Origin of the sequence: Streptococcus mitis (assembly GCF_946190325.1) — a bacterium.
GTDB classification, from domain to species: domain Bacteria; phylum Bacillota; class Bacilli; order Lactobacillales; family Streptococcaceae; genus Streptococcus; species Streptococcus mitis_CF.
The window spans coordinates 435,604-452,982 of record NZ_CAMHZR010000001.1 but is presented as its reverse complement, the minus strand read 5'-3'; the positions used below and the strand labels follow the sequence as shown (position 1 = coordinate 452,982).

General features: G+C 37.9%; 21 protein-coding genes and 1 other annotated feature. All 21 genes read left to right on the top strand.

Annotation, left to right across the window (positions count from 1 at the left end; genetic code table 11):
- Positions 1 to 95 precede the first annotated feature (95 nt).
- The gene (locus tag N8M95_RS02180) at positions 96 to 683 is read left to right on the top strand and encodes an ABC transporter ATP-binding protein (protein WP_261116513.1); all 588 of its coding nucleotides are present in this window, start codon (positions 96 to 98) and stop codon (positions 681 to 683) included.
- Positions 684 to 686: 3 nt separating this feature from the next.
- On the top strand, positions 687 to 1,871 hold the full coding sequence (locus tag N8M95_RS02175) for a hypothetical protein (RefSeq protein WP_261116512.1): 1,185 nt from the start codon (positions 687 to 689) through the stop codon (positions 1,869 to 1,871).
- 160 nt (positions 1,872 to 2,031) lie between these two features.
- Positions 2,032 to 2,163, top strand: a sequence feature (ribosomal protein L20 leader region).
- A 15-nt stretch (positions 2,164 to 2,178) separates the two neighbouring features.
- Positions 2,179 to 2,709 (top strand): translation initiation factor IF-3, encoded by a 531-nt coding sequence (gene infC, locus N8M95_RS02170; RefSeq protein ID WP_000848180.1) that lies wholly within the window; start codon positions 2,179 to 2,181, stop codon positions 2,707 to 2,709.
- Between the two features lie 32 nt (positions 2,710 to 2,741).
- Entirely contained in the window at positions 2,742 to 2,942 is a 201-nt protein-coding gene (rpmI, locus tag N8M95_RS02165; protein ID WP_001125943.1) for a 50S ribosomal protein L35, read from the top strand.
- A gap of 51 nt (positions 2,943 to 2,993) precedes the next feature.
- Positions 2,994 to 3,353, top strand: coding sequence for a 50S ribosomal protein L20 (gene rplT / locus N8M95_RS02160; RefSeq protein WP_000124834.1), 360 nt, complete (start codon positions 2,994 to 2,996; stop codon positions 3,351 to 3,353).
- Between the two features lie 58 nt (positions 3,354 to 3,411).
- On the top strand, positions 3,412 to 3,792 hold the full coding sequence (gloA, locus tag N8M95_RS02155) for a lactoylglutathione lyase (protein ID WP_084927571.1): 381 nt from the start codon (positions 3,412 to 3,414) through the stop codon (positions 3,790 to 3,792).
- A 125-nt stretch (positions 3,793 to 3,917) separates the two neighbouring features.
- Positions 3,918 to 4,079 (top strand): hypothetical protein, encoded by a 162-nt coding sequence (locus N8M95_RS02150; protein WP_020902600.1) that lies wholly within the window; start codon positions 3,918 to 3,920, stop codon positions 4,077 to 4,079.
- A 2-nt stretch (positions 4,080 to 4,081) separates the two neighbouring features.
- Positions 4,082 to 4,915: a replication initiator protein A gene (locus N8M95_RS02145; RefSeq protein ID WP_247930486.1), complete on the top strand. Its 834-nt coding sequence runs from the start codon at positions 4,082 to 4,084 to the stop codon at positions 4,913 to 4,915.
- Between the two features lie 278 nt (positions 4,916 to 5,193).
- On the top strand, positions 5,194 to 5,532 hold the full coding sequence (locus tag N8M95_RS02140) for a hypothetical protein (protein WP_049477739.1): 339 nt from the start codon (positions 5,194 to 5,196) through the stop codon (positions 5,530 to 5,532).
- Between the two features lie 98 nt (positions 5,533 to 5,630).
- On the top strand, positions 5,631 to 5,870 hold the full coding sequence (locus N8M95_RS02135; RefSeq protein ID WP_314725960.1) for a YdbC family protein: 240 nt from the start codon (positions 5,631 to 5,633) through the stop codon (positions 5,868 to 5,870).
- Positions 5,871 to 5,875: 5 nt separating this feature from the next.
- On the top strand, positions 5,876 to 6,100 hold the full coding sequence (locus tag N8M95_RS02130) for a hypothetical protein (protein ID WP_247930488.1): 225 nt from the start codon (positions 5,876 to 5,878) through the stop codon (positions 6,098 to 6,100).
- Between the two features lie 21 nt (positions 6,101 to 6,121).
- Positions 6,122 to 6,853 (top strand): type IV secretion system protein, encoded by a 732-nt coding sequence (locus N8M95_RS02125; RefSeq protein WP_049477740.1) that lies wholly within the window; start codon positions 6,122 to 6,124, stop codon positions 6,851 to 6,853.
- Between the two features lie 45 nt (positions 6,854 to 6,898).
- Positions 6,899 to 7,318 (top strand): hypothetical protein, encoded by a 420-nt coding sequence (locus N8M95_RS02120; protein ID WP_020902563.1) that lies wholly within the window; start codon positions 6,899 to 6,901, stop codon positions 7,316 to 7,318.
- A gap of 70 nt (positions 7,319 to 7,388) precedes the next feature.
- Positions 7,389 to 7,745: a hypothetical protein gene (locus tag N8M95_RS02115; RefSeq protein ID WP_020902562.1), complete on the top strand. Its 357-nt coding sequence runs from the start codon at positions 7,389 to 7,391 to the stop codon at positions 7,743 to 7,745.
- Positions 7,699 to 12,030: a VirB4-like conjugal transfer ATPase, CD1110 family gene (locus tag N8M95_RS02110; RefSeq protein WP_261116511.1), complete on the top strand. Its 4,332-nt coding sequence runs from the start codon at positions 7,699 to 7,701 to the stop codon at positions 12,028 to 12,030. Before N8M95_RS02115 ends, N8M95_RS02110 begins: the two co-directional genes overlap by 47 nt.
- Positions 12,031 to 12,048: 18 nt before the next feature.
- Entirely contained in the window at positions 12,049 to 12,687 is a 639-nt protein-coding gene (locus tag N8M95_RS02105; RefSeq protein WP_120719208.1) for a hypothetical protein, read from the top strand.
- 11 nt (positions 12,688 to 12,698) lie between these two features.
- Complete coding sequence (locus tag N8M95_RS02100; RefSeq protein ID WP_120719209.1) at positions 12,699 to 12,971, top strand: hypothetical protein; 273 nt, start codon at positions 12,699 to 12,701, stop codon at positions 12,969 to 12,971.
- Complete coding sequence (locus N8M95_RS02095) at positions 12,955 to 13,833, top strand: hypothetical protein (protein WP_120719210.1); 879 nt, start codon at positions 12,955 to 12,957, stop codon at positions 13,831 to 13,833. Before N8M95_RS02100 ends, N8M95_RS02095 begins: the two co-directional genes overlap by 17 nt.
- A 59-nt stretch (positions 13,834 to 13,892) precedes the next feature.
- Positions 13,893 to 14,909, top strand: coding sequence for an LPXTG cell wall anchor domain-containing protein (locus N8M95_RS02090; protein WP_261116510.1), 1,017 nt, complete (start codon positions 13,893 to 13,895; stop codon positions 14,907 to 14,909).
- Between the two features lie 53 nt (positions 14,910 to 14,962).
- Complete coding sequence (locus N8M95_RS02085; RefSeq protein ID WP_261116509.1) at positions 14,963 to 15,502, top strand: hypothetical protein; 540 nt, start codon at positions 14,963 to 14,965, stop codon at positions 15,500 to 15,502.
- Positions 15,503 to 17,344, top strand: coding sequence for a VirD4-like conjugal transfer protein, CD1115 family (locus N8M95_RS02080; RefSeq protein ID WP_261116508.1), 1,842 nt, complete (start codon positions 15,503 to 15,505; stop codon positions 17,342 to 17,344).
- Positions 17,345 to 17,379: the final 35 nt, after the last annotated feature.

Sequence of the window (17,379 nt, the reverse complement as noted above, 5' to 3'; positions counted from 1 at the left end):
TAATGATATAAAACCATTAAAAATTAGCAAAAATCGTTTAATTAGTTAGTTTATGATTATTGGTCTTTAAAGAGTGATGAAAAGGAGGGCTAGATATGTTGCAGCTTACTCATGTGACTTTAAAAACGCGACAAGTCATCTTACAAGATGTTGATTTTACATTTGAAAAGGGTAGGATTTATGGTATTCTTGCTATCAATGGCTCTGGAAAGACGACCCTGTTCCGCGCCATTAGCAATTTAATTCCTATAAGTAGTGGAAATATCGCAGCCCCTCCTTCTTTATTTTATTATGAAAGCGTTGAATGGCTGGATGGAAACTTAAGTGGGATGGACTACCTTCGTCTTATCAAAAACATCTGGAAGTCAGGTCTGAACTTGAGGGATGAAATTGCCTATTGGGAAATGTCGGACTATATCAGCCTTCCCATTCGCAAGTATTCCTTAGGCATGAAGCAACGCTTGGTGATTGCCATGTATTTCCTCAGTCAAGCGAAATGCTGGCTCATGGATGAGATTACAAATGGCTTAGATGAGTATTATCGACAGAAGTTTTTTGATAGGCTGACTCAAATCGATAGACAAGAACAACTGGTTCTTTTAAGTTCCCACTATAAGGAAGAGTTGCTTGATGTCTGCGATAGAGTAGTAACCATTCATCAGGGGCAAATAGAAGAGGTTTAGTTTATGAAAGATGTTAGTCTATTTTTATTAAAAAAAGTTTTCAAAAGTCGCTTAAACTGGATTATCTTAGCTTTATTTGTATCTGGACTCGGTGTTACCTTTTATTTTAATAGTCAGACTGCAAACTCCGTCAGTTTGGAGAGAGAGTTGGAAACCAGTCTTGTAAAAGATGAGAGAATCATCAATGAATATGAAGAGAAACTCTCCCAAATATCTGATACCAGCTCGGAGGAATACCAGATTGCTAAAAATACTTTAGACGGGCAAAAAAATCTTTCGACTCAAAAGACAGAAATTCTGACTTTATTAAAAGAAGGGCGATGGAAAGAAGCCTACTATTTGCAGTGGCAAGATGAAGAGAAGAATTATGAAATGATATCAAATAACCCGACTATTAGCTCTGACTTTAAAATGGCGGTTGACCGCCAACGAAAGATTTACCAAGCCCTGTATCCCTTGAACATAAAAGCACATACTTTGGAGTTTCCGACCCACGGGATTGATCAGATTATCTGGATTTTAGAGGCTATCATCCCAACCTTGTTTGTGATTGCTATTATTTTTATGCTAACGCAACTATTTGCAGAAAGATATCAAAATCATCTGGACACAGCTCAGTTATATCCTTTTTCAAAAGTGGCATTTGCCATGTCCTCCCTTGGAGTTGGAGTGGGCTATGTAACTGTGCTGTTTATCGGAATCAGCGGATTTTCTTTTCTAGTGGGAAGTCTGATAAGTGGTTTTGGACAGTTAGATTATCCCTACCCGATTTATAGCTTAGTGAATCAAGAGGTAACTATTGGAAAGATACAAGATATGTTATTTCCTGGCTTGTTATTAGCTTTCTTAGCCTTTATCGTCATTGTGGAAGTAGTGTACTTGATTGCTTACTTTTTCAAGCAAAAAATGCCTGTCCTCTTTCTTTCACTCATTGGAATTGTTGGCTTATTGTTTGGCATCCAAACAATTCAGCCTCTTCAAAAGATTGCACATCTGATTCCCTTTACTTACTTACGTTCAGTGGAGATTTTGTCTGGAAGATTACCTAAGCAAATTGATAATGTCAATCTGAATTGGAGTATGGGAATGGTCTTACTTCCTTGCCTGATTATCCTTTTGTTAGTGGGGATTCTATTTATCGAAAGATGGGGAAGTTCACAGAAAAAAGAATTTTTTAATAGATCCTAGCTTTCCTATAGGGAAAATAAGTAAAAACTAACATAGAGAGGGAATCAACTTGATTCTCTCTTTTTGATTCGAAAACCAAGCCAAAATACAAACACAAACTTTTCAAAAAATTAACTTTTTATCTTGACAAGGGCTAGAAAACTTGATATCATATAAAAGTTGAGAAAAGCAGAAGTGAGAGCTTCTCGCCTTGTGACATCAAGTTGCCTGGCCCTACGGATGAAAAGTTTCTAAGAAACGCTATCATAACGTGCGGGCTTGTATATTTACGAGTCCGCTATTGTTTTTCTCTAATAAAACAAAAGAGGTGAAAACCATAGCAAAGCAAGACTTATTCATCAATGATGAGATTCGTGTACGTGAAGTTCGCTTAATTGGTCTTGAAGGAGAACAGCTAGGCATCAAGCCACTCAGTGAAGCGCAAGCTTTGGCTGATAACGCTAATGTTGACCTAGTATTGATTCAACCCCAAGCCAAACCGCCTGTTGCAAAAATTATGGACTACGGTAAGTTCAAATTTGAGTACCAGAAGAAGCAAAAAGAACAACGTAAAAAACAAAGTGTTGTTACTGTGAAAGAAGTTCGTCTAAGTCCAACGATTGACAAGGGTGACTTTGATACAAAACTTCGCAATGCACGCAAATTCCTTGAAAAAGGAAATAAAGTTAAGGTATCTATTCGCTTTAAGGGTCGTATGATTACCCATAAAGAGATTGGTGCAAAAGTTTTAGCCGAGTTTGCTGAAGCAACTCAAGATATTGCAATCATCGAACAACGTGCTAAAATGGATGGACGTCAAATGTTCATGCAATTGGCGCCAGCGACTGACAAAAAATAATTGTCAGAAAGTTAAATAAAGGAGAAAAAATCATGCCAAAACAAAAAACACACCGCGCATCAGCTAAACGTTTCAAACGTACAGGTTCTGGTGGACTTAAACGTTTCCGTGCTTACACTTCTCACCGTTTCCACGGAAAAACTAAGAAACAACGTCGTCATCTTCGTAAAGCATCTATGGTGCATTCAGGAGATTACAAACGTATCAAAGCAATGCTTACTCGCTTGAAATAATAGCTTGACTGTAAGTAAACAATTCTAGGAAATATTTGGAGGAAATAAAACATGGCACGTGTTAAAGGTGGCGTTGTATCACGCAAACGTCGTAAACGTATTCTTAAATTAGCAAAAGGTTACTATGGAGCTAAACACATCTTGTTCCGTACTGCAAAAGAACAAGTAATGAACTCTTACTACTATGCATACCGTGACCGTCGTCAGAAAAAACGTGACTTCCGCAAATTGTGGATCACTCGTATCAATGCGGCAGCTCGTATGAACGGACTTTCATACTCACAATTGATGCATGGTTTGAAATTGGCTGAGATCGAAGTTAACCGTAAAATGCTTGCTGACTTGGCTGTTAACGATGCAGCAGCTTTCACAGCTCTTGCAGATGCAGCTAAAGCAAAACTTGGTAAATAATAACTGATAAGACTGGAACAGGATTGTCCCAGTCTTTTTAAAAATAAAGGAGAAAAATATGGCTTCAAAAATGCTACATACTTGCTTGCGAGTAGAAAATCTTGAAAAATCAATTGCATTCTATCAAGATGCTTTTGGTTTTAAAGAATTGCGTCGCAGAGATTTTCCAGATCATGCCTTCACGATTGTCTATCTAGGACTTGAGGGTGACGACTATGAGTTGGAGTTGACTTACAATTACGATCACGGTCCTTATGTGGTTGGAGATGGGTTTGCCCATATCGCTCTCAGTACCCCTGATCTTGAAGCTCTTCATAAAGAACATAGCGACAAAGGCTATGAAGTAACGGCGCCTAATGGTCTACCAGGAACTGCACCGAACTATTACTTTGTTAAAGACCCTGATGGCTACAAGGTTGAAGTCATTCGTGAAAAATAATCTCATGAAGTCAAGTGGAATGTTCGTGTATGTGTCCTGAATTGGGAGAATTGAATAAATAACATTGAGAGAACGTGAATAGCGTTCTCTTTTGTTTTTCTCGATTTATTCTCAGGAGGTCACAAATGACATCAAAAGAAAAAGAAACACGTGAATTGATTGTTTCATTCTTGATGAAACAGACAGGGATAACCCGTCAAGAATTAATAGACAACATTAAAGAACTAGAATCTTTTGGATTGATTGCTTTTAACTCAAAAGGTGACCTTAGATTTAGGGAGGTTTAGGTATGGAAAGAATCTCACTTGCACAGGTTAATAACGGAGAAAGATTCTTCCGTGTACCAAAGTTGCTTTTTGAGTCTGAACTCTATAAAAAGATGTCTGCTGAGTCTAAATTGCTTTATGCCATCCTAAAGGATAGATTTGAGCTATCAGTAAAAAACAACTGGATTGATGCTGATGGAAATATCTATTTCATCTTTACCGTTGAAGAAATTGGAGAGATGTTAGGTTACGGAAAAGATAAGGTTATTAAGCTGAAAAAAGAGCTGAAAAAATATGACCTACTCGAAGAAGTTCGCCAAGGTTTAAACAAACCAAATTTGATTTATCTTGGTTCTTTAAAGGTTGAAAATGAGGCTAAACCCTTGATACCAGCGGAATTCGGAAATTCCGACTTCCAGAATTCTGAAATTCCGAATTCTGGAACTCTGGAAAACAGAATTCAAGACTTCGGAATTTCAGAACCTAATGATACTGATTCTAGTGAGCCTGAGTTTAGTGAGCCTGAGTTTAGTTTAGAGGAGGAAGAAGAGAAAGCCCCTCAAAATTCTGAAGTAAAAAATAGAGTCAACCTTTCCCGAAAAGTTGATAAGGCGACTAAGTACGACCGAGATTATATTTGGAACTTGGTTCATGACCAGTTACTAAAAGAAAACTTCTCACAGGCTACCGCAGATTATGCGATGATACATTTTGATGACCGCTATGCATACGCTTTAGAGAATATGAAATATGCTAGCTCCTCGGAGAGGATTGCTGAGTATGTCTTTAATGGCATAGTTGCTGAATGGAATCAAAACATAAGGAAACAACAAGCAAAAAGACAGCAAAATATATAGTTTTCTTTTCAGTATAATCTGATTTGACCTTGGCAAGTCGATAAACTACCAGGAACATTGACAATAGAATACCCCCTCTGCCCTGATACAGCGTGACTATGAGATACAAAATTGGGGGCGGAGTGTAAAGCTAGACTCTAGCCTCAGTCACAATTCGCATTTTCGCGGGTTTGTCGTTTTGACCATAAACGGTGCGCAAGAAATACAGATATAACCAAAAGGAAGTTATACAGCATGGGTGTAAATCAACCTAAATTTATTCGAAATGGAGAGAAAGAATGAATAAATTTGAAGACCTTGCAAACAATGACGTTTGCATCAGAGACTTAAAACAATTAGGACGTGAAGGTGGTGCTTCTGCTTATCTTGATAGTGGTGAAATACTGAAGTTAAAACCAAAGTATGGCACAGTATCAAGAAAAGCCTATGTTGCAGGAAAGCATATGTACGTTGATCTAAAGATTGAATACAAAGACGTTTTTTCCGCAATTCGCACAATAGAACGAAATGGAATTTTGGTTGCGAGAAGATGTCGATTTGGAATGACCAACGTGCTTAGACTTACAGGGACGGGCTATCACCGCACTAGAAAACGAAGCACAGGAGGAAATTTATGACGGATTGGGAAAATGACAAAGGTTGGAAAGAAAGTTTTGAAGACCAACAAAAGAAAATCCAGTCCAACCGTCAACCAACAAAAGATAATAATGAGCCTATACGCTTTAAAATCATTGAGACGATTGCCGTCTTATCAAAGAATGACAGAGGATGGCAAAAGGAACTAAACATTATTTCATGGAATGATGCCGAGCCAAAATATGATATACGGTCATGGAAAGATGACCATTCACGAGTTGGCAAGGGTGTCACACTTTTTGAGGACGAAATGGTCGTCCTTGCAGATGCAATTAAACATTTACAAATTACAAAAAAGAAAGAGGATAAAGAGGATTAAATCTTATGGATACAGCAGTTAAAGTTTTTCAAATTATTCAAGCAGTCGTTGGTATTACAGGACTTGTATGGGTTCTTTTAGGAATTATTGACTTCTTTGGTGGTCGTAACAACAATGACTCTATGCGCCAGGAAAAAGGGGCAAATGCCATGATTAATGGTGGCGCTATGGGTGTTATTGGGGCGGCGATCTGCCAAGCCATTATTGCAGCGCTTCAAGCCATCAGCTAAACCTGAAAGGAGCTAGAGGGAATGGATAACATTACTAATTCCCTAGCTGAATATAGTTCAACAGTCAATCAATACGCTGATAAGATTAACGGGGCTTTATTGCCAGTCGCTTCAATATTGATTCTAACCTTCTTTCTCTTTGATGTTTTTTCATGGAATAGACGGTTAGGACAAGAGGGCGGTGGCTTAACGGTTCAGCTTTGGATGGAAGTAGCCCTTGGATATGCTATTGCATTTCTATTGGTTTATAACATTTCAGAAATCTTTGATTTTATCGTATTTGTCTTTAACAGGGGGATTGCTCTTGTCGATGGCGTGTTACCGAATAAAACATTTAAGTCTGATATGGATACTTCAGGTATAAGTGGATGGATAGCCAAACAGATTGTCAATATCGTAGGCAACTTTACTGAGCTAATAGCTGATGTATGTGCGAAATTACTTGTCTTTATGAGATTTTTCCAAATGTATCTCTTGAAGGCAGTCGCTCCGCTAATTGTGGCTTTCTTCATGTCTGAACAGACAAAGCCAGTAGCCATCAACTTCTTAAAACACTTTTCAGCTTACGCCTTACAAGGGTTATTGCTTGTCATTATTGTCAGACTTTACCCAGCTTTGGTAACGGATGACTTATTTAAAGCATCATCAGGAGATTGGGCGACTGCTTTTGCATCTATCGCAAAAAGTATTGTCTATATTGTCGCCTTGTTCGGTAGTCAGCGCTTGGCAAAAACACTTTTAAATGCCATGTAAAAAAGCAATAAATTTGGTAAAATAGTTCTATAAGGAGGTGAGTTCATGTCAGAAAAACGATACTATATCAAGCGAGAAGGAAACCATTTCAAATTGTCTCCTCAATCGCAAGAAGAACCAGTAGAAACCCCTACACCAGTTCAATCAAACGCCCCTAAACGAGTGAAACGCTCCATTTGGTCAATGATTGGCAACTTCTTTAGTCTGATTTTATCAGGTCTGATTATGATTATTGGATTTCTGATTGCAACTCCATTTTTCCTTTTAAGTGTCCTTTGGAATTGGATAATCATGTTTATTGGTCTATCTATTTTTTGGAGTATTGCAGGAGTTATTTACTATGGGACGATTTTAGATTACGAAGTTAATACCAACCTTATATTTAATAATACTTCGATACCAATTCTTTTGATTGTGGCTTTAATTGGTGCTATCATGTCAACGATTGGACGCATGAGAGACTAACAAAATTGAAACTGTTGAACAAACACTTTGCCAGAGCAAGGTGTTTTTATTGTAGCTAGAAAGAGGTTGTATGAACAAATTAGGAAGTGAGTTCCTCAAGCAGTTTGACAACTATGAAAGACCCGTCGCCTTTGGGATGACCAAACGTCTTTTAGTCATGATGCTTGGGATTGGGATAGTGGTGTCACTCACTATCACCATTTCCATAATGGGACTATCAGATATTTTTATGTACCTTGTGGCGCTCCTCATTGCCCCTCCCTTTATCATTTACGGGCTAGGCTTTGATGAAGCAGTCAAAGACAAGGTCATGTTTAATCTAAAAGTTCAGAAGCGAGCTTTTATTACAGAATTTGAGGAAGGAGAGGAGTTCACAAAAGATGATTTTAAATCTTGGAAGAAAGTCAAAGAAGTTGACGAAGGCTGAAAAGGAACGTAAGGCACGCTTAAAACGCTCCTTGAAGGCTTCAACACAAAATACCATTAAATACAATAGCCTATTTGAAAATGGGCTGATGCACATTGCCAAAAACGAATGGTCAAGAACCTATCGCTTGGGTGATGTCGCCTATCTATCCGCTAATCAGGAAGAAAAGATTGACGTGATTGATACACACGCTGAAGCGCTCAATTCACTTGATGCAGGCTCTACTTATCAGCTCCTGGTTATCAATCGGAGAGTCGAAGACAACGCTGTTGAGCAAATTAAGTATGATGAGGTTGGTGACGGCTTTGATAATTTCCGTAAGGAATACAATGAAATGATTGAAAGTCGTTTTTCAAGTGACTCAAAGAATTTTAAGGTTGAAAAATATGTGACCTTGAAGACAGAAGCCTATAATCGAGGGCAAGCGGATGCCAACTTAAGCGAGCTAGGAAACTCACTTGAAAATCAATACTCTCAAATGGATATTACCTTTGAAGAAATGGACGGGAAAGAACGTCTTGACGTGTTTGCGGAGTTGCTCCTGGGCAAACACAAACTCCCTTATAACTTCAGGGATATTGCCCTTTCAGAATTACATACAAAAGATTTTATCGCCCCTAACAGGCTTCATTTCTTGGAAAATCGTTTCCGTATCAATGAAGGGGTCGCAAAAGTCATGTATGCTAGAAACTTTCCAACTTTCTTAACAGACCGACTGATTAAGAGTTTAACGGATATAGGCGTTGAGTTGGCTATCACGATTCATGCTGAGCCTTATGAGCCGTCTAGCTTTATGCGTAAGATTAACAATGCGGATACAACTATCAAAGCTGAAATGGTCAAGGCTCAACGGTCAGGCGCTCAAGAAGGGGTTGACCAGGATCTGGCTGTCTCAGGTCGAGCACGTGAAATTTCTGAGTCAACGAAACGATGGAAAGAAGAGATTGATGACAATGACCAAAAAGCCTTTTCAGGTTTGATTGCTCTTTACTTCAAGGCTGAGGATGAGGAGGAGCTGGCAAGTATCACAGATAAAGTCTTGACCGCTTCACGTAAGGTTGGCGTTGATTTTCAAGAGTGTTACTATTACCAGGAAGAAGGACTCAATACCATCCTTCCTATTGGTCACACCTTCTTAAATGTGAAACGTCGCTTTATCCGTGATATGACAACAGCTAACTTGGCTACACAAGTTCCTTTTATGAACGTTGACCTGAAGTCAGATAGTGAGAGGGCGCTCTATTACGGTCAAAATCAACTATCTAACAATGTGATTACGGTTGATCGTAAAGCAGACCTGAACACTGGTTCGGGCGTAGTTCTTGGCTCTTCAGGTTCAGGAAAGTCTGTTACTGTAAAAACCATGGAAATCATACCAACTTATCTGAAGAACCCTGAAGACCGTATCATCATTGTTGACCCTGAAGATGAATATTCCGATATTGGACGTGAGTTCGGGGCGCAGTTGGTTGATATTTATATCGGTTCTAAGTCACACCTAAACTTGATGGACTTGCCTGATTCGAGTCAACTGAAGGATGAAGATGATGACCCTATCGGGGATAAGTCAAACCTTCTCATGGGGCTCTTTGAGTCTATTCTTGATGAAGTCGGTGACGTGCAATATACCATTATTGACCGTGTGACACGTGAAACATATGCAAGATTCGCTAATGTAGATAGAACGCCAACCTTAAAAGATTGGCATGATATTTTACAAGAGCAGGAAGAACCTGAAGCAAAGGAATTGGCGCTCAAGTCTGATCTCAAGACAACGAAAAACAGCTATAAACAAGCTGAAAAGAGAGAAGCTCGGCTCTTAAACCCCAAGACAGATGCCGAAAAGCGTTACCTGGGGCAGAAACAAAAGGCAAGACGGACGGTCGCTAGTAAAGAGATTGAAACGCTCAAAGAGCGTAAGAAGACCGCTAAAGCAAAGAAACGCCAAGCCATTCAGCGTAACGGTGGGACAAAGGCTCAAAAGCTGGGGCGAGTTACTCATCACCAGGCTTCTCATTTTGTGGATTCAGCTTTTCAGGATAATGATGTGCTTGAAGATATTGCTTCAGCACGTCAGACTATCCGTAGAACACACGCTGAAGTAAGACAAGCTAAGAAGCTAGGCAATTATACCGTCAAGATTGGTAAAGGGGCAACTAGGGTCGTATATGGTGCAGGAAATCGCACCTATAACCTTGTCCGTGGTCGTAGTTTTACCAGGACTCCTGTTGCCAATCGATGGGAAACGAAAGTTACTAATAAATACCAACGTTTACGGGCGAAATTAAGAACTTCAAAGGCAGGTAAGACCGCTAGTGCTACTAAAAAAGTAGCTGTAAAAGTTGGGAAGCCTATCTTGGCAGTTCTTAAAAATCCCTTATCAGCTAAAGCCTACTTGATTATGTTTTTGGGAGTTCTGATTATTGCCCTGTTAGGAGTCGTGACAGGTGGAGGAACTTCAACTGTAGCACAAAACGAGTTTGATCTTACAGAAGCTTGGACTCATATTTCAAAAATTGATAGAGAAAAATCAACAGATAAGGTTGATTATTGGACAAATATTGATGAAATAATGATGTTCATGGGTTACAAATATGAAGATTACAAGCTAGATTCACCCTATAATACGGATAAGAAGTGGTGGGAATTAAATCATTCTTACAGGGAGCTTCTTTCCGATACTTGGGAAGAATTAAATAAAGATAAAGACAATTTAAAAACAATGTCTGATATCTATACTTCGTCTGAAAATAAATATCTAAGATTGAGTGAATCCGAGTTAAAAGAGTATAACGAAGTCTTAGAACAGGCAAAACAAGTAGGCTATTATGTAACCTACAACGATTTGTCAAACCCCTTTAATGCTGAAGCAAATGATGAAAAATTAGATCCAATACGGATTGATAAAAGGTTTGGCTATGTTTCAAAAACAGAGATATACAACGGTTCTGTTTTGCAAGCGAACCAAGGGGCAAGACTTTACGCTGTGATGGATGGTACAATTTCTGTAAAAGATCAAGATGTGATTATATCATCAGAGACGGCAGAGTTTACTTATAAGAATGTGACTCGTGTTCGTGTTAATGATGGTGACAAGATTAAAGTTGGGAATGAAATTGGTGAGGTAAGTGATGTAGGAGGACAAGAAGTTTACTATAGAAAACTCAAAAACAAGAAAAAGAAAGAATGGGTTTGGGTAAATGTTGGTTTCTATCTTCCAAAGGTCGAATATAATCAGACTACGTCAGTAATTTCAGATATGAACCTAGACGGGGATATTGGCAAAAAAATAAATGATATATACAACTACTTCAAAAAACAAGATAGTAGCGTAACTTTAAACGGTATCTCAGCAATTTTAGGAAACTTTTGGACAGAATCATCAATAACAGCAAAAAGGGCCGAAGGAGACTATTTAAGCCCTCCTGTTGGCGCATCAGCTAACTCATGGGATGATCCTAACTGGTTAAACATGGGTAATGCTGAAGTGTATCAAGGGAAATATCCAAATATTATCCATAGAGGTATTGGACTTGGACAATGGACTGATACCCGTGATGGTTCGATTAGACATACAATGTTATTGAACTACGCAAAGGATAAAGGAAAAAAATGGTATGATCTCGAACTTCAACTTGACTTCATGCTAAATGGTGATTCTCCTTACTACGTTGAACATTTAAAAAATATCCTTCATTCAAGCGAAGATGTAGATTATTTAACTAACAAATTTCTTGTATATTGGGAAGGAAACGAAGGAGATAAAGTAAAAGAACGGCAACATAATGCTCAACAAGTTTTATCGTATCTCAAAAATCCTAGAGGTCACACTAGAGGAGGAAGTGCCGTTTTAGAAAGTTCATGGGGTTTCCCTTCGGAGTATTCATCTAAAATATCTAGTTATCCTTCAGGAGCTACCGTTTCGGCTAGCCTTGATGGTAACACTTATCCTACTGGCCAATGTACCTGGTATGTGTATAATCGATTAGTAGAAGCAGGAGCTCCTCATTATAATTGGTTAGGAGATGGACAGAACTGGGTTAGAGGATTGGTTGCCAGGGGATGGACATACAGTTCAACTCCAGTTGCAGGAGCAGTTATGTCAATCCAAGGTGGTTTTTGGAATACTCCTGCGGAGTATGGGCATGTAACTTATGTTGAACATGTAAATGAAGATGGTAGTTTTCTAGTTTCTGAGTGTAATGTTGGGGGAGTTCAAGATAGAATACATTGGACTCTTTGGACAAATCAAAGTTACCTTTCATTTGCAATTCCGCCAAAATAGAAGAAAGAATGGAGAATTATGATAGATTCATCTAAATTAAAAGTAATAAAATTTATTGGTTATATACTATTGATTATCCTTGCCGTATTTCTTGGAGTAGGTATAGGACAAACAATAGCAGATCACAATCAAAAAAAGGAAATTGCTGAAAGTAAACAGACAGCAACAAAGGAGGGGCTTAATCAGGAAGAGGTAAAAGAATTTTTAGTGAACTATTATACCAAAAAAGATCTTGGAGAGAATAGGAATCGCTATAAAGAATATATGACTGATGGTCTATATAAACAAACAATAGCTAAAGAAGAAGAACCTGTGAGCCAAACCTATAAAGGATTTGTTGTAGATTTTCAGTTTAAATCAGCAGAAATTTATATCAATCAAGACAAATTACAAGTTATAGCGCAAGTAAATTATGTAAATACTTTACTAGATGAAAAGAAAAACTATAACACTGCTCAAAAAAATGTTTTGAACAAAAAGACACTGAGAATAAGTTATACTAATGAAAACGGTAAAATGAAAGTAAATAAGATGGAATCCATTATTTTAACAGATCAAACAGGTGACTATGGAATTTTGGATAGTACAAAACCATCTGAAGGAACTACAACGGATTCATCAACAAAACCAACTACAACACCTAGCACCTCAAATTAAAGGAGAAAAATATGGCACCGAAAAAGACACAATCACAATCATTAAAGGGTAAACTTGAAAAATTTAATGCTGAGTTAGAAAAAATTCAGGAACAGAAAGAAGCCTTGAATCAAAAAGAAAAGGAGTACGAATTGAAAATTAATACACTTCAAGCAGAATATGTCATTGCGTTAATGGCTGAGTCAGGTAAGTCTTTTGATGAATTTGAAAATTTTGCATTTAACAATTCTAACAAGGTAAATTCTTCTGAAGAGGTCGGTGAGGGTCATGTTCAGAATTACTAATTTACAAACAAATCAGCAAGAAACCTGTCAAAATAGGGATGAATTGCTATCTCTTATTAATGATAGGTCAGTTTGGACAGAAGATAGAGGAGAAACGATAACTATTCAAATAGATCAATTAGGAGAAGAGGGGGTAATTTTAGACAGTCTATCTTTATCTCTCCCCCTCGAATCAATTGTAGAAGAAGCGCTATCAGGGTTTGGTTTTAAAAGAGAAAAAAAATCATTTGGATTTTTAAAATCAAATAAGCAGAAAAAAGAAAAGCGTACCTCTGTTAAAAAAGATAAAAAGCTAGAATCTATTAAAAGCGTAGAAAAACCTCAAAATAACCTGGTTGAAGATAGAAAAGATACAGAAAAAATGATTAGTAAATCAGTATCAGATAAGCCAGTAAAAACTAGAAAATCAGGGTTTAGTTCGCTTGTTCTTACAATAGTTATCTGTTTAATTACAATAGCATCTATTGTTTCAATATCTCTTGTTCAAATTCAATCTAAGAAAATCAATGAGCTTGAAAATCGGATACAACTTGAAGAGAAACAAGGGAAAATTGAAGTTTTTGGTAGATTTTTTATCGCAAATTTCTATACTGGAAAAAGTGAAAATATTATAGATTTTTTAAGCAGTGAAATGAAAACTGAAGGTCTTGAACTCAAAAAAGGAGTTCAAGCACAATCAACAATTTACGAATCACTAACCGAATCACAAGATATTATTCAAGTTACATTTGTAATTACTACAACAGAAGACTCGAATAATATTAAAACGATTAGAATGACTCTTCCTGTACGTGAAGAGGAAAAATCAATGTATGGTTATGTAATCGTAGGTAAACCTATCATTACAGGTTTTGCAGAATAACAAACATTAAAATAAACATTAAAATAAATATTAAAATAAACATTAAAGAGGACTAAAACATGAAAAAATGGGCTAAAATCATCACACTATCATCTATTGTCGTACTTGCTTCAGCGAGCGCTCAAATAGCTTATGCAGATACAAACACTTCACAAAATGAAAACGCTATTACTACTGTATCACCAAATACTGGAACTACAACAGCTCCATCAAATGCTACAACTGTTCCTGTTGTAGCGCCAAACGCTGGAACTACAACAATTCCATCAAGTGATACAACTGTTCCTGCTGTAGCGCCAAACGCTGGAACTACAACAATTCCATCAAGTGATACAACTGTTCCTGCTGTAGCGCCAAACACTGGAACTACAACAATTCCATCAAGTGATACAACTGTTCCTGCTGTATCACCAAATACTGGAACTACAACAGCTCCATCAAGTGATACAACTGTACCTTCTGTACCAACTTCACCTTCAGAACAGCCTTCTGTTGTAGCTCCAACTGATCCTGGAACAACTGTAGCAACTGGTTCAAGCTCAGAAACTTCATCAAGTAGCAACTCTTCATCAAGTAGCAGCTCTTCAGCAACTACACCGACTTCTGAAGATAAGAACAAAAAAGACAATGCTACGTCAGATAATAAGGTTAGTGTTTCAACTATTGATGGGGGAACAACTACCTTAATTCCTGATGTTAAAGTTCCAACAAATAACCCTGGTGTATCTGCTCAAACAGCTGTAGAAGCAGGTGCTTCTCAGGTAGGAACAACTTCGCAAGTAACAGGTCAAGTTGTTCAAGAAGTGTCTCCTAGCGCACCAGTACAGACAGAAACAGGTGCTTCAATTGTAAGCACTCAGAACGGCAACGTTGTCCTCTCAGATGGCTCTGTAATTGCTCCTGAAGAGGTCGGAGGTACTGTCAATGAAGATAAGACTATCTCTGTTAAAGACAAAGATGGTAAGCTCAAAACCCTTCCAAATACTGGTCTTAAAGAAAGTATATTACTAACATTTGCAGGTTTTGGATTATTGGCTATCGTCATTAGTTTTTTCTTAAAGAAACGTTCAAATTAAGGAATAAGATAAAAGCACTCTTTTGAGTGCTTTTTTTAGAAAGGAGGATAAAAATGGATCAGGAGAGAATAGGAATGAAAGTAGCCGATATATATAAATTAACAGGCGAAATGCTTCTAAAATCAATGTATTATGCACTTGAAGAATCGTATCACAAATTTAATCACTATCTTGAAAACAAGACATATACGGCTAAAACCAACTGGAATCAGTTTATGGCAACAAAGGAAACAAAACATTTTGAAACGTTTCTGAACTCTGAACTGAACTCTGAACGTCTTGAAGAATATTTAAAGGGGTATGAAGTTGGCTTCTCTATAAAAGATAATGGTAACGGTACAAGTACAATAGCAATTGATGCAAAGAACGTGCAAGCCTTAGAAGCAAGTTTCAAAGGGGTCATCAATGATTTAACTGAACCTGAAAAGGCAGAAAAACTTACTCAAAATCTTATCAAAACACCAAAGACCATGACTTTAAAGGAAAAATTGACTTACTACAAGAAAAAGGTTACCGCAGAAATCAAAACTAAAGATAAGGTTAAAACACCAATGCCTAAGAAGGCTATTGCGAAAGATGAAAAGGGGTTATAGATGGTTACAGAACAGAAAAAACGTCGCTTTCTCCCTTATTTGATTGTGGGTCTTATCCTTTGCTATGCGGTGCATTGGTTGGTCAAGCTTTATGACATAGCACCTGCAACTGAAGGAGTTACCTTTATAGATAATGCCCGTTTGGATTGGATGATGGAGAATTGGACAAGTAAGTCTTTTATTGACTTTAACTTCACTCAAGCTAGTCTATATGGTGGCGGTTTAGCTCTCTTTGTTGTCTTGATGTTTTACTTTCGAGTTGGCGACAAAGGGCGCTACCGCTACGGGGAGGAATACGGGTCGGCACGGTACGCCACGAACAAGGAAATAGCTTCTTTTCGGGATAAAGAGCCTGAAAATGATATGATTTTCAGTCAAAATGGACGAATGGGGCTTTATAATAAACGACTCCCCTTTAACAGACAATTGAACAAAAATACTCTTACAGTAGGTTTACCAGGGGATGGTAAAACATTTAATTATGTGAAACCTAACCTGATGCAAATGAATAGTTCATTTGTTGTCACTGACCCGAAAGGTCTTCTTGTCCGTGAGACAGGAAAAATGCTTGAAGACCACGGCTACAAAATCAAAGTCTTTGACCTGGTCAATCTGACCAACTCTAATCAGTTCAACGTCTTTCACTATATGCACGATGAGCTAGATATTGATAGAGTTGCTGAAGCGATTATAGCAGGTACAAAACGTTCAGATAACATTGGTGAAGATTTTTGGAATCAGGCTGAAATGCTTTTGATGAGGGCGTTGATTGGGTATCTCTACTTTGACGGAAAAGTCCTGAAGAAGTATGAGCCAAATATCGCTCAGGTTGCAGACCTTTTAAGAAATATCAAGCGTGAGGATGAAGATACTCCAAGCGTGGTTGAAAGACTGTTTGAAGAACTCGAAAAGGAATTACCAGGAAACTATGCTAATAGACAGTGGGAATTGTTTAATACCAACTTTAAAGGCAGAACAATGTTGTCTTTATTATCTATTGTTTCTTCACGTTTTGCCGTCTTTGACCATGATGCGGTTAGAAACCTGACCGCCCGTGACTCAATGGAAATGGAAAAATGGCAGACTGAAAAAACAGCCGTCTTTATCGCTATTCCTGAAACAGATAAGTCTTTCAACTTTATTGCTACAACAATGTTTACAATGATGTTTAGACAATTACCTAAAACGGCAGATGAAATTATCCAGGGCTTACATCCTGATTGCAAAGCTGAAGATTTACTTCACATACGACTAATATTAGATGAATTTGCTAATTTTGGACGTTTCCCAAACTTCACGGAAACACTTTCTTCAGTTCGCTCCCGTGAGATTTCAATTGATATTATCATTCAAGCCATCAGTCAATTGAAGGCACTCTATAAAGACCAATGGGAGACCATATTCAATAACTGTGCTACCCTGGTTTACTTGGGGACGAATGATAAGGATACAATGAACTATTTCTCAATGCGAAGCGGTAAGCAGACTATCAATGTTAAGAATCAGTCGCAAACAAGAGGAACGCAAGGGTCAAGCAGTCAGTCTATTCAAACCATTCAGCGTGACCTTCTCACACCTGATGAGGTGGCTCGTATTGGGGTTGATGAAGCCTTAATCTTTATCTCTAAACAAAATGTCTTCAGAGATAAGAAAACTAACGTTCTTCAGCATCCACGTGCTAAAGAACTGGCGAATAGTCCAAGTGATACGAACTGGTATCGTTATATCCGTTCCATGTCTGATATGGATGACTGGGATGCCAACGTCAACCATGATAGGGTGATAGAAACAACTAGCGCAAAGGTGCTAGAAGTAAAATTACCATTTGAGGAAGTGGCTTAACCAAAAGAAAACCTGTTAGGATTGCCTACCAGGTT